11 protein-coding genes are annotated in these 12,055 nt (G+C 61.2%); 3 read left to right on the top strand and 8 right to left on the bottom strand.

Going from position 1 to position 12,055, the window contains the following annotated elements; translation table 11 throughout:
* Positions 1-57: 57 nt before the first annotated feature.
* The 8 genes from PMI07_RS11045 to PMI07_RS11010 all read right to left on the bottom strand — a co-directional run bounded on the left by PMI07_RS11045 (position 58) and on the right by PMI07_RS11010 (position 8,207).
* Positions 58-774 carry a GntR family transcriptional regulator gene (locus PMI07_RS11045; protein ID WP_007757218.1) on the bottom strand — a complete coding sequence of 239 codons (717 nt, stop codon included), beginning with the start codon at positions 772-774 and terminating at the stop codon, positions 58-60.
* A gap of 131 nt (positions 775-905) precedes the next feature.
* Positions 906-2,402, bottom strand: a complete 1,497-nt coding sequence (locus tag PMI07_RS11040) for an amino acid ABC transporter permease/ATP-binding protein (protein WP_007757217.1) — start codon at positions 2,400-2,402, stop codon at positions 906-908.
* A gap of 4 nt (positions 2,403-2,406) precedes the next feature.
* The gene (locus PMI07_RS11035; RefSeq protein WP_007757216.1) at positions 2,407-3,504 is read right to left on the bottom strand and encodes a hypothetical protein; all 1,098 of its coding nucleotides are present in this window, start codon (positions 3,502-3,504) and stop codon (positions 2,407-2,409) included.
* A 25-nt stretch (positions 3,505-3,529) separates the two neighbouring features.
* A complete protein-coding gene (locus tag PMI07_RS11030) occupies positions 3,530-4,237 on the bottom strand; it encodes an amino acid ABC transporter permease (protein ID WP_007757215.1) in 708 nt (235 codons plus the stop codon).
* Between the two features lie 17 nt (positions 4,238-4,254).
* Entirely contained in the window at positions 4,255-5,091 is an 837-nt protein-coding gene (locus PMI07_RS11025) for an ABC transporter substrate-binding protein (RefSeq protein WP_007757214.1), read from the bottom strand.
* Between the two features lie 152 nt (positions 5,092-5,243).
* A complete protein-coding gene (locus tag PMI07_RS11020; RefSeq protein ID WP_007757213.1) occupies positions 5,244-6,170 on the bottom strand; it encodes a dihydrodipicolinate synthase family protein in 927 nt (308 codons plus the stop codon).
* Between the two features lie 2 nt (positions 6,171-6,172).
* Positions 6,173-7,543: an amidohydrolase family protein gene (locus PMI07_RS11015; RefSeq protein WP_024163735.1), complete on the bottom strand. Its 1,371-nt coding sequence runs from the start codon at positions 7,541-7,543 to the stop codon at positions 6,173-6,175.
* A gap of 4 nt (positions 7,544-7,547) precedes the next feature.
* Complete coding sequence (locus PMI07_RS11010; RefSeq protein ID WP_007758612.1) at positions 7,548-8,207, bottom strand: aspartate/glutamate racemase family protein; 660 nt, start codon at positions 8,205-8,207, stop codon at positions 7,548-7,550.
* A 565-nt stretch (positions 8,208-8,772) separates the two neighbouring features.
* Between PMI07_RS11010 and PMI07_RS11005 the strand changes: the two genes are divergently transcribed.
* The 3 genes from PMI07_RS11005 to PMI07_RS10995 all read left to right on the top strand — a co-directional run bounded on the left by PMI07_RS11005 (position 8,773) and on the right by PMI07_RS10995 (position 11,865).
* Complete coding sequence (locus PMI07_RS11005) at positions 8,773-9,564, top strand: alpha/beta hydrolase (RefSeq protein WP_007758613.1); 792 nt, start codon at positions 8,773-8,775, stop codon at positions 9,562-9,564.
* A gap of 40 nt (positions 9,565-9,604) precedes the next feature.
* Positions 9,605-10,486, top strand: coding sequence for an AraC family transcriptional regulator (locus tag PMI07_RS11000; RefSeq protein WP_007758614.1), 882 nt, complete (start codon positions 9,605-9,607; stop codon positions 10,484-10,486).
* Between the two features lie 131 nt (positions 10,487-10,617).
* Complete coding sequence (locus tag PMI07_RS10995) at positions 10,618-11,865, top strand: glucarate dehydratase family protein (RefSeq protein ID WP_007758615.1); 1,248 nt, start codon at positions 10,618-10,620, stop codon at positions 11,863-11,865.
* Positions 11,866-12,055 lie beyond the last annotated feature (190 nt).

Here is a 12,055-nt window from a genome sequence, read left to right as displayed (position 1 = left end):
CTACGCACGAGTTCGGCGGACGGCGTTCCCTTAAGTTTTGTAGCTGCTGTCCCCGCGCTACAGATTGATCAGATCGTATCCCCGCCCCGCCGCCAGGGCCTGGAACAGTCCCTGGCGGGTTTGCTCGTTATGGCGAATCATGATCTCGCGAGCCGCGGTCTGGTCACGGCGGGCCAGTGTTTCGACTATCTGATGGTGCGAGACGTTGGTTTCGTTGTTCACGTCCCGCAACTGGGCGCCCAGATAGAAGAAACGTTCAAGCGCATCGATCTGATGGGTCAGCAACTGGACGAGCCTTCCATTACCGGTCGCTTCCGCAATCGCCAGATGGAATTCCCGGTTGGACCTTATGAACGTGGCGAGGCTGAGCTGCTCGCCTTGATTATAGGTGGCATCCGCGAGGGAGTTCAGACGATCTATCTGCTCCCCTGTCAGCCGGGTACAGGCGAATTCGGCGGCTCCGGCTTCCAGAATGGTTCGCACGTCGAACAGTTCGTCCATGTCCGCAAACGTGATCGGCGTGACCTGATAGCCGCGGCGCGGAAAAGACCTGACCAGCCCCTCCTGGCGCAAGGCAGCCAACGCTTCGCGGGCCGGCGTCTTGGATATATTGAAGCGCTCGGCGATTTCAGCTTCGTTCAGTTCCTGACCCGGACGGATCGCGCATGTCAGAATCAGGGTTCGCAGCGCCTCGTGAACCTGTTCCGTCAGCGATGCCGGCTTTGCCGGCTGCACCACACGGCGCTTCTTTCTGATTGCTGTTACCTCAGCCATGGGCACTCCTATCTGTAAATCGGCATTTCAGCCGGCAACCCGACGGTCGCTCCGGCAGATATGCATGTACAAAGCGCAACCGAAAGACGGCGTTTTTACCCGATGGCCAATTCCACATGGCTTATCCCTGACTATCCTTCGCGAGACAGAAAGGCGCGGAAGTAATCCGGCGCTTCATCGCCAAAAGCCTGATCACGCGGCAGATCCATCAACAGGCGACCACGCTCCATGTAGGCGATGCGGTCGGCGATTCGCCGGGCAAAGCCAATCTCGTGCGTCACGATGACCATTGTCAAACCTTGTCCGGCCAGATCCGCCATCACGCCCAGGACGCCCCCGATGGATTCCGGGTCCAGAGCGGATGTCGGTTCATCGAAGAGCAAGGCATCGGGTTTCATCGACAATGCCCGCGCAATGGCGACGCGCTGGCGTTGACCGCCGGACAGTTCCACGGGATAGGCGTGCAGCTTGTCCCTGAGCCCGACCTTGTCGAGCAGTCCGTCCGCGGCAGCCAGCGCCTCCGTCTTCGGAATGCCGAGCAGCTTGCGTGGGCCCAAAGCGACGTTCTGCCGTGCCGTCATCGTGGGAAACAGCGCAAAACTCTGGAACACCATGCCGAGGCGACGACGACGCTTGTCCAGCATGCGATCCGGACGAGCGATACGACGGGCCGCATCGGCCCATGGCAGGCTCTCGCCGGTCAGCAGGACATCGCCGCTATCTGCAGGCTCGATCCAGTTCAGCGCGCGCAGCAATGTACTTTTGCCCGACCCCGACGGGCCGAGGACCACCACGACCTCACCCTTGCCGACAGCCAGCGAGACATCGTCCAGTCCCTTGATCGGCCCGAAGCTGCGGGTAAGGTTGCGCGCCTCGATCACCGGATTGAGATGCGAAGGCGCCTCCGGACCCAAGTCCGCCCTCACCACGGCGCGTTCGACCACCGGCGGGGGCGCAGACACGTGGCTGGAGGTCTTCAGCGCCACGGCTCTTTCTATTCGATGCTGAATCAGCATCCAGATCGTCAGGATCGCGAGATACCAGAGGGCAACGGCCAGATAGACTTCCAGCGCTCGGGTGGTCGATTGGGCAAGCTGCTGGGAGACACGCAGGAGCTCGGCAAACGAGATGGCCGCCAGAAGCGACGTGGCCTTGATCATGTAGCTGAAGTTATTGCCGAGCGGCGGCACGATCGCCCGGATCGCCTGTGGAAACACCACCGTGACGAAAATCTGCCAGGGATGAAGACCCAGCGCCAGTCCGGCCTCGCGCTGATCGCGCGAGACGGACATCAGGCCGCCGCGCACGATGTCGGCCATTCGTGCGCCCTCGTTCAGACCCAGCGCCAGCAAGCCGGTGGCGATCAGGCTGAGCGGAACGCCCATCTGCGGCAGCGCCGAATAAAAGAACAGGATCTGCGCAAGCAGCGGCGTACCCTTGAAGACCCAGATGAAGACAAGCGCCGGCCAGCGCATCAACCTGGGCGCCGCCAACATGCCCGCAAGAGCAAACCCCAGAACCGTTCCTATCGTCTGGGCAACGACAGCAACCCAGATCGTGACCCAGGCAGCCTTCAGCAGCAGAGGCGACCGCAGGATATCCAGGAATATGCCAGCGTCGAAGCCCACGAAATCAGACCTTCCTCGTCACCGGCAGGTAACCGGGCTTCGCCTGGCGCGAAGGATCGACAGCATAGCGGGAAAGACCACGCACGGTACCGCCAGTCGGAAGATCCAGTGGCGAAACGAGACCCGGTTCGGCCTCGGCCAGCGGCACGATCGTGTTGGCCATGATGTTGGCTGCGCCGAACAGCGACTGCATCGCAGGCTTGATCGACATCTTGACCGGCATAGCGCCGTCGATCTCGATCCTGTCCTCCTCGACGAGGTTGAACTTCTCCGGCTGGTAATACATCGCCAGCGACGTGCGGAGCACTTCATTGCCTTGATGGAGAGCCCGGGCATGTTGGGTGATGCCGATCACGCGGCCGGGCGGGAGAATGCCCAGCGTCGGATCGCCGCTGTCGACTTCGAAATCGGCCGTCTCGAGATCCCACGCCTCGGTGATCTCGTCGATATCCAAATTGAGAGCGTCCGCGATCCTCAGCAACGACTCTGGCGCGCCCATGTGTCCCTCGACGCGGCCATCGGCAATCCGGCGGTTGAACTCCTCGGGCGTCAGGCCGTAGCCGACGTGCTCGATATCGCCCGGACCCGTGCCAGTAACGTCGATGCAGCGATGAATGGTCAGGCGCTTCACGGCGCTGGTACCGCGCGCCAGCACCAGCGGGAGCACGTCGTAGGAAAAGCCGGGATTGATGCCTGTGCCGGTGATTGATACGCCGTTGGCACGCGCCGCGCTGTCCAGGGCATCCGCGAACGCGCCATAGCGCAGGCCGGGATAGAACATGGATTCGGCCGCGGACACCACGTTGAGGCCTGCATTCAGGGCCGCAAGCAACTGCTCCTTGATGAGGTGAGGTTTGGACTCGGTCATATGCACGAGCACGTCGGGCTTTTTCGAAAGTCCGGCGAGCGCGGTTGCAAGATCGCCGACGATCTTGATAACGCCGAAGCGCTGGTAGCCAGTCACCTCGGCCAGCGTGCGCCCGATCTTGGCGGCATCGGTGTCGATCGCCGCGACGATCTCGATGCCCGGATAGTCGGCTTCGAGCACACGCAGCAGTCGGCCGCCCATGGCGCCGACCCCGAACAGAACAGCGGTCTTCATCTCGGTTTCTCCGGAATACAACTCTTCAACCTTTCGCCGACAGGGGCGGGACGGTGGTCATGTTTCGTTTGACGCTGCCGGTTGCGGCGTAGCGCTCGAGTTGGCGCTGCACGATGATCCAGGCGGAATACATCAGCAAGTACCAGAAGGCCGCTACGACATAGAGTTCGATGACAGCGTAGGTTTCGTTGATTGCGGTTCGCGTGACGCGCAGGAGTTCGCTGAACGAAATGACCGAAAGGAGCGACGTCGTCCGCATCATGGACGAAAATTCGTTGCCGAACGGCGGCAGGATCAGCCGCACCGATTGCGGCAATATGACGTGCAGCATCGCCCCCAGCCAGCTCATGCCCATTGCGCGCGCCGCCTGCATCTGGTCGGACGGCACGCTCTGCAGGGCGCCGCGAATGATCTCGGACATGTAAGCGCCCGAGTAGCAGCCCAGACCGATCAGTCCGGCCTCCAGCACCCCAAGGCGGATGCCGAGCTGGGGCAGACCGAAATAGAGGAGGAAAAGCTGTACCAGCGGCGGCGTGCCGCGCCACAGCCATACCCAGGTCCCGGAGAATATCCGCAAGGCCCTGTGTCGCGACAGGGCACACAGCGCAAGGATCAGCCCGATGACGGTTCCGATCGCCTGTGCCGCTATCGCGACCAACAGGGTGACGCCAGCCACGGTGGCAAACCGTGGCTGCGCCAGGTAATGCAGGAATGTCTCGACCGAGAACTGCATCGTCAGCCTACATCAGATCATTGCGGGTTGAGCACGAATGCATCGACCGGGGCCACGCCCCATTTCTCGACGATCTTCTTGTAGGTGCCGTCGGCGCGCATCTCTTCCAGCGCCTTGACGATCATCGTCGCCAACTCAGTGTTGTCCTTCAGGGTGGTGATCGCAAGACGATTCGCGGCGTTGCCCGTGAAAGCCATTTCGAAGGGCGCCTTGCTGGTCGAGATGTAATAGGCCGCCTGCGGATCGTTCAGATAGGCCGCATCGACCTGCTTGGTCGTCGCGGCCTGAATGGCTTCGGAATTGGAGTCGAATGCGCGAATGTCGATCGGCTTCTTGCCGGCGGCGACCATGCGGTCGCTCTGCGCCTGGAGGTTCTTGTTGGTCGTGCCGCCGGCAGCGACCGAAACCACCTTGCCCGCCAGGCCGTCGAAGCAGGCATTGTAGCTTGCCGGCACGCCGATCTTGCCTTCGCACGCGATGCCGCCGGGATTACCCTTCGGAACCATCATGCCTTCACCCCACTGAACGTAGGAGATCATGTTCATGATCTTCAAACGATCCGGATTGATGAAGATCGCGGTGCAGAGGCTGTCGAAGCGCTTGGCCTGCAGGCCGGGGACCAGGCCGGGAAACGCGAGGTTGGTCCATTCGACTTCCTGGCCGAGGCGTTTGCCGATCTCGCCGCACATGTCCACATTGAGGCCGTCCTTCTGGCCATCGGTGCGGATGAACTGGTTCGGAGCCGCGGCGAAATCGGCTGCGAACGAAATCTTGCCCTTGGTCAGGGTGGGCTCCGCCAGCGCGGAGGTGGCCATCATGGCAAGGAAAGCAATGCTCAGTGTTTTCTTCATCATGTCATTCCCCTTTTTTTGGTTAGATTTGACTTACTGGTTATGTCCACATTCAGACTCCGAGAGCCTGGAATCTCACAGGTTCCGCAGCATCCCGCGAAGGCCACGGCCCGCATCCAGAACCAACGCCTTACGTCCGGCAAAACTGAAATCCATCAACCCAGCTCCTCGATACGTTTCTCCTGGCGGCGAAGCAGCCGCTCCACTTCTGCCCGGGCCAGCGCATCCAGTTGCGCGCCCGGCTGACGTTGCGCGGCCGAGGCGATCGCACCTCGCCTGGCCAGCACGTATTTCCGAACGGCCAGGCCGACGCCCGGCTGCTGCTCGTACCGGACGAGCGGCAGATAGGCATCGAAGAGGTCCTGCGCGCGGTCCATTTCACCGCGGCTTGCCAGATCGGTCACCTGGACCAGCATTTCCGGGAAACCGAAGCCGGTCATGGCACCATCAGCGCCGCGCGCGACCTCCTCGGGCAGGAAAACACCGCCATTGCCGCAAAGCACGGAGATACGGCGACGCCCCTTCGCTTCCGCCTCGCGAAGCTTCGAGATCTTCGACAGGCCGGGCCAGTCCTCGTGCTTGAGCATCACGATCTGCGGCAGTTCATCGATCAGGCGCCCCAGGAGTTCGTCGCTGATCTGCACCGTCGTTGCCAGCGGGAAGTCCTGAAGCACCACCGGAACATCCTTGCCGATGAAACCGCAGGCCTGACGATAGTAGCTCAGGATCTGCGCATCGGTGCGCAGGCTCATTGGCGGCGCAATCATAACGCCGGCAGCGCCCTGCGCCATGGCTTCCTGGCTGACTTCGGCCAGCGCTGCGAGGCCGGGCGACGAAACGCCGACCACGACGGGCTTGCCCGGTGCGCGTGAAATGACGCGCTGGATCACTTGACGTGACTCGGCTCCCGTGAGCTTGGGAGCTTCGCCCATCATGCCGAGAACGGTCAGACCGTCAGCGCCTGCGGAAAGGTAGAAATCCGTCACGCGGTCGAGGCTGTCGAGATCGAGCGATCCGTCATCCTTGAACGGCGTGACCGAAATCACGTAGACGCCTCGTCCCTTTTCGGTGAGAAGTGTCATCGTCAGTCCTTTTCAGTCGCGAACCAGCCCGCTGTGGCGCGCGGCACGAAACGGCCGCTTCCGGGGCTGTTGAGAATGTCCTGTCCATCCCAGACGAGTTGCCCGCGCAACCAGCTTGCCGCCACACGGACCGTAAAAGTCTCGCCGTGGAAGGGGCTCCAGTTCAGTCCGTCGTGAGAAGCCGCCTCGTCCCAGATGAAGCTGCCCTGTTCGAGCGCGATCAAATCGGCCTCCCGGCCGACAACGATCGCTCCTTTGCGGTCGTCGATACCGAAGAAGCGGGCGGGCCGTTCAGCCAGATACTCCGCGCTAAACCGGGCGGCATCGAGACCCCGCGCTTCGGCAGCCGTGAAGAAGGCGGGAACGAGCGTTTCGAGGCCCGGGACGCCGGCACCGGCATCGAAGATCGAGGCCGTCAGCTTGTTGTCGATTGGCCAGCTGGAATGGTCGGAGGAAACGAACGCGACAAGGCCTTCGGAAATCGACCGCCAGAGGCCGTCGATCGCCGCCGCACGGATCGGCGGGTTCACCTTCATCCGCGCCCCAAGCCTTTCGCCATCACGTGCGGCATCGAACCAGAGGTAGTGGACGCAAAGCTCACCGGTTGCCGCCGCGCCCAGTTCGGCGATCGCTCCGGTCAACCGGAAGCCCGCCTCCGTCGTCAGGTGAACGGGATGGACATGCGCGCCAGTCGCCAGGCCGAGGGCAAGGAACTGCCCGGTCGCCGCCAGCTCGGCCGCTTCCGGGCGAGCTTTAACATGGGCGGCGATACCGTCTCGACCGGCAGCCTTCGCTTGCGCGATGCGGGAAAGGACTATCTCCTGATCCTCGTTGTGCAGCCCAAGTGGCAGACGCGTCAAGACCAGAGCCTCCATCAGATCGAGCACGAGATCCTCGCCAATCCGGGGAAAACGCACAGGATTGCTTTCAAACGACGAGATCTTGAAGGCGACGACACCCCCGTCGATCAGCGACGCCAGGTTGGCCACGCCCGTTTCGCGGGTCGCCGTTCCGTATAGCGCCATGTCGGCATGCGCATGCGCGGCGATTGCAGCGACCTTGGCATCCAGCCGTTCCGGGCGGTCGAGCGGCTCGGGATTGTCATAGGGCATGTCGACCAGCGTGGTCACGCCACCCGCAATTGCCGATCGCGTGGTGTCGGCAATGCCAAGGAGCCCCTTATAGCTCGTCGCATGGGTCTGGCCGTCTACCGCTCCCGGCAGGATCAACGCATCGCCACGATCGTCGATCCTCGCGGCGCTCGGAGCATCACCCACTCCGACGGCCGCTATGCGCCCCTCGGAGATCGCTACCCAGCCACCTTCAAGGATGCCATCCGGCACGACCACCCGGCCCTTGACGACAAGCTCCATCAGATCACCCCTTTGCAAAATACTCGAGGTCGAGCGCATTGATGGCCGCCGCGACGGCCGCCTGCACGGGATCGACAACCGGCACGCCCAGCTCCCGCTGCAGGACGGGCCGGTGGCCGCCCATGCCGGCACAGCCGAGGATCACGACGCCGGCACCGTCCACTTCCGCCATTACCTTTGCGGCGCGAGCAACCGACGCGCCCGCCAAATTAAGATCATTCGCTTCGGCCACGGACATATTGACCGGCCGGTCGGCGGCCAGTCGCGCGGTCAACCCGAGCCGCTCGATATGAGCCGCATGGCGCGCAACCGATGAGGCGCCGAGCGAAACGACGCCGAAGCGCGGCGCCAATTGCAGCGCGGCATAGTAGGCAGCCTCGGCGATACCAACCACCGGCCGGTTCGTTGCCAAGCGCGCCGCAGCAACTCCGGGATCAGAAAAACACGCCACCACAAAGGCATCCGCGTCGCCGCGGGCTATTCTCTCAACCACCATGGGCGCAACAAATGCCACGTCCTCATCGGTCTCGATACCGATCGGCGCATCGGGAAGCCGGTCGCAAACGATAGCGTGGGCGGTGACGGCCCGCAAAGGCGCAATGCTCTCGGCAATCGCTTCCGTCACCTTCGTCGAACTATTCGGGTTGAGAACAAGAATTTTCACCGGACCCCCTGCGCGCCTTCGCTTGGCACCAAGAGAATTCTATATCCATCGTGATATGTCAACTGATATTCTACAGCATATAGCATGCGAATTAATGACTATAAATTCGTCAGTTAGCCTATTTGGTGGGCGACGTTTTCGGCGAATGAAGTAGCGAAAAGCGACACGGCGCAAAGTGGTCTGTGCGGCGCGGTGAGTTGTCATTGTCGTGAGGCTGGCCGGAGGTCCTGAACAGATTCGAACCGCGAACCCTGCATTTTTGGCTTGATGGGTGGAGCGTGCCGCAAACGGTCCCTGGCGACGTTCTGCGAACCCGTGACAAAACCGCAAGATCGGTCGAGCGCGTCGTGACCGCTAGCGGCTAGTTGGAACCGCCTCGGAGGAGGGACGATGAAGGCCGCGCAAAACCTCCCTGCTCGGAGACAGCGAGTGCTGGACTACAACGACCGGAATCCTGGCAGTGGTCTGGACCTGGAGACAGTGACCGGCGTTGCTGTCTTTTCGCGGGTTCATTTCCATGGGCCTGCAGGCGGCTGTTCCCTTTATCGCGCATTTGAGAGACACCATGACAACCACCTACGCTCCCAAACAGACAACCACTCGCGGGCATACTGTTCAGATCAACGGCATTGAGATGTACTACGAGGAGTACGGAGATGGAAAACCTCTGGTACTCCTGCATGGGTTTGGCGGTTGCGTGCAGAACTGGCTGCCCTTTACCGCCAGGCTCTCGGAGCGCTATCGACTGATCGTCGTCGATCTGCGTGGCCACGGTCACTCTACCAATCCCGGGAGCAGGTTCACACATCGGGAAGCGGCCAGTGACGTGTTCCTCTTGCTTGAAAAGCTGGGAGTTGGTCACTTCTCGGCTATGGGCATCAGTTCTGGCGGGATGACGCTACTCCACATGGCAACGAGCCAACCCAGGCGCATCGACTCGATGGTATTAATTAGTGCAACGACCCATTTCCCAGATCAGGCACGGGTTATCATGCGCGGAGCTTCGTTCGGCGTCATGCCCCAACACGTTCAGGAAATGTATCGGGAGTGCGCAAAACGCGGTGAGGAACAGATCAATCAACTCATCGCCCAGTTCAACGCGTTGGGCGAAAACCATGACGATATGAATTTCACCGAACGAGATCTATCAACCATCGCAGCTCGTACGCTTGTTGTGCACGGTGATCGCGACCGCTTTTTTCCCGTTGAAATTCCCGTACGCATCCATCGTTCTGTTCCGGATGCCGCGCTGTGGATTATTCCTGGTGGCGAACACGCTCCCATTTATGATCCCATCGTACCATTCACCTCAACAGCCCTGCGATTCCTTGATGGCCCGGACAGCAAGTTGCCATAGGGGTCGAACAACCAGCTGGAGCCGCCACAGAGGAGGGACGATGAAGGCAGCGCTTCAAAACTACCATGCCCGGATGCAGCGCGTGCTGGACTACATCGACCGGCATCTTGGCGGTGATCTGGACCTGGAAACGCTGAGCGGTGTTGCGGCCTTCTCGAAGTTTCATTTCCACCGGCAGTTCAAGGCGACCTTCGGATTATCCGTGCATCGCTATATCCAACTTGCCCGCATGAAACGCGCTTCATACCGGCTAGCCTACAAGGATGCCCAAAGCGTCACGGACATTGCGATGGATGCCGGTTACGATGCACCGGACGCCTTCGCCCGCGCCTTTCGGCAACGGTTCGGGCAATCGCCCTCGTCGTTCCGGAAGTCTCCCGATTGGGAGCCGTGGCTTGCAGCCTTCGGGCCTTTCGACAACGCAAGGAGCAAGCTCGTGCAGAAGACTTTTACCACTGACGACGTGACGATTCGCCACGAGCCCTCCACGCCGGTGGCTATCATGGAGCATCGGGGGGACCCGGCTACGCTCGGTGCCACCATCCAGCGGTTCATCGCGTGGCGCAGGGCCGCTGGCCTGCACCCCAAGACAAGTCCGACCTTCAATGTCTGGCGTTCCGAGCGGCGCCCTGCGTCGCCTGTCGATTATAGGATGGACCTTTGCGTCGGGACGGACCAGCCGATCGAGGCGAACGGCGAACAGATCAGAGCCGGAGAGATCCCCGGCGGACGCTGCGCGGTGCTGCGCGTCGTCGGCAACACCGACAATCTTGAGCCCGCCGCGCTTTACCTTTATCGCGACTGGCTTCCGGCCAGTGGCGAGGAAGCACGCGACTTCCCGATCTATTGCCAGCGGCTGGGCTTCTTGGCGGAAGTGCCGGAGCATGAGGCGGTCGCGGACCTGTTTTTACCGCTGAAATAGCGCTCTCCGGCGGAAACCTGTCCCTTCCGGTCGCGAGAAATGGACACTTTGAAAACATGCGGCTTTGATTGAAGCCGCGCGTTCATATATGCCGGTGACCCCTGGGGCAGTGTCACATCGTTGGAAACTCTATGCGGATCGAACATGTCAAGCTGACGCCGGTAGCCATTCCGGACAAGCCTCTTCTCAACTGCAAGGGTGTCCATCAGCCTTATGCCCTGCGCACGGTGATCGAGGTCTTCTGCGACGACGGATCGGTCGGCATCGGGGAAAGTTATGGGAGCATCAAGGCGCTTCAGGGCCTGCGCGACACGGCCCCTGCCATTGTCGGACTCGACCCGTTTCAGCTGAGCGACCTCCGCAAGCGGGTCCTTGCCGCACTCCCGAACGGAGGCGGTATCAACGCCAAAACGGCGGTTGCCGATCACAAGGTGACCGACGTCGTCTATTCCGCGTTCGAGGTTCCCTGCCTTGATATCCAGGGCAAGGCTGTTGGCCGGCCGGTCGTCGATCTGCTCGGTGGGCCTGTGCGAGACCGCGTGCCATTCAGCGCCTATCTCTTCTACAAGTTTGCCGGGCATATCGGTGAAGAGCCGGATGACTGGGGCGAGGTCATGACACCGGACGCGATGGTGGAGGAGGCTCGCCGTTTCGTCTCCGAACATGGTTTCGGTTCCCTGAAACTGAAGGGCGGCGTGCTTGAGCCTGATCTCGAAATCGAGACCATGCTGAAGTTGCGCGAAGCTTTTCCCGATCATCCGCTGCGGATCGATCCGAATGGCGGCTGGACGGTGGATACGGCGATCTACATCGCAAAGAAGCTCGAAGGCGTTCTCGAATATCTCGAAGATCCCGTCCTCGGCATGGATGCCATGGCAAAGGTCGCGGCCGCGACCAGCCTGCCGCTGGCGACCAATATGGTGGTGCTGGAATTCGACCAGATTGCCGAAGCCGTTCGCAAGAATGCCGTGCAGATAATACTCTCGGACCACCATTACTGGGGCGGAATACGCGCCTCGACACATCTTGCGACGTTGTGCGAGGCCTTTGGCCTTGGCCTTTCCATGCACTCCAACTCGCACCTCGGGATCACGCTTGCAGCCATGACCCATGTTGCGGCGGCGACGCCAAACCTGACCTATGCTTGCGATACCCACTATCCGTGGACCGGTGTCGACATCATCGAAGGCGACCCTTTCCGTTTCGAGAACGGCACCCTCGCCGTTTCCGACAGGCCAGGGCTCGGCGTTTCCATCAACCAGGAAAAGCTTGCGGAGCTTGCCAGGCTCTACGAGAGCGCTGGCGTCAGCGAACGCAACGACACGGCCTATATGCAAGAGTTCGACCCCACCTACGAACGGCGCGTTCCGCGTTGGTAATCTCCGGTTTTTGATTGATTTTTCAGCGTGAAGGTCATCTCGGCAAGCTTTTGCCGGGATCGCTTGCGCTTGGCCGTGTCGCGACCCGACCGTTCCACTCCCAAAACACAAGAAAGCGAATTCCAAAAATTCGCCTTGACAAGGCCTGACTAAGACATCAATTTCGCAACTAAGATATCAGTTGGCAAAG

Source organism: Rhizobium sp. CF080 (genome assembly GCF_000282095.2).
In the GTDB taxonomy this organism is placed as follows: domain Bacteria; phylum Pseudomonadota; class Alphaproteobacteria; order Rhizobiales; family Rhizobiaceae; genus Neorhizobium.
Note: the sequence above shows the minus strand (reverse complement) of the source record. Positions and strands in the feature narration are given on the sequence as shown.

Coding starts and splice junctions, on each gene's coding strand:
- PMI07_RS11005 (WP_007758613.1), top strand. CDS start 8,773: ATGACAACCACCTACGCTCCCAAACAGACAACCACTCGCGGGCATACT.
- PMI07_RS11035 (WP_007757216.1), bottom strand. CDS start 3,504: ATGAAGACCGCTGTTCTGTTCGGGGTCGGCGCCATGGGCGGCCGACTG.
- PMI07_RS11000 (WP_007758614.1), top strand. CDS start 9,605: ATGAAGGCAGCGCTTCAAAACTACCATGCCCGGATGCAGCGCGTGCTG.
- PMI07_RS11020 (WP_007757213.1), bottom strand. CDS start 6,170: ATGACACTTCTCACCGAAAAGGGACGAGGCGTCTACGTGATTTCGGTC.
- PMI07_RS11015 (WP_024163735.1), bottom strand. CDS start 7,543: ATGGAGCTTGTCGTCAAGGGCCGGGTGGTCGTGCCGGATGGCATCCTT.
- PMI07_RS10995 (WP_007758615.1), top strand. CDS start 10,618: ATGCGGATCGAACATGTCAAGCTGACGCCGGTAGCCATTCCGGACAAG.
- PMI07_RS11030 (WP_007757215.1), bottom strand. CDS start 4,237: ATGCAGTTCTCGGTCGAGACATTCCTGCATTACCTGGCGCAGCCACGG.
- PMI07_RS11045 (WP_007757218.1), bottom strand. CDS start 774: ATGGCTGAGGTAACAGCAATCAGAAAGAAGCGCCGTGTGGTGCAGCCG.
- PMI07_RS11025 (WP_007757214.1), bottom strand. CDS start 5,091: ATGATGAAGAAAACACTGAGCATTGCTTTCCTTGCCATGATGGCCACC.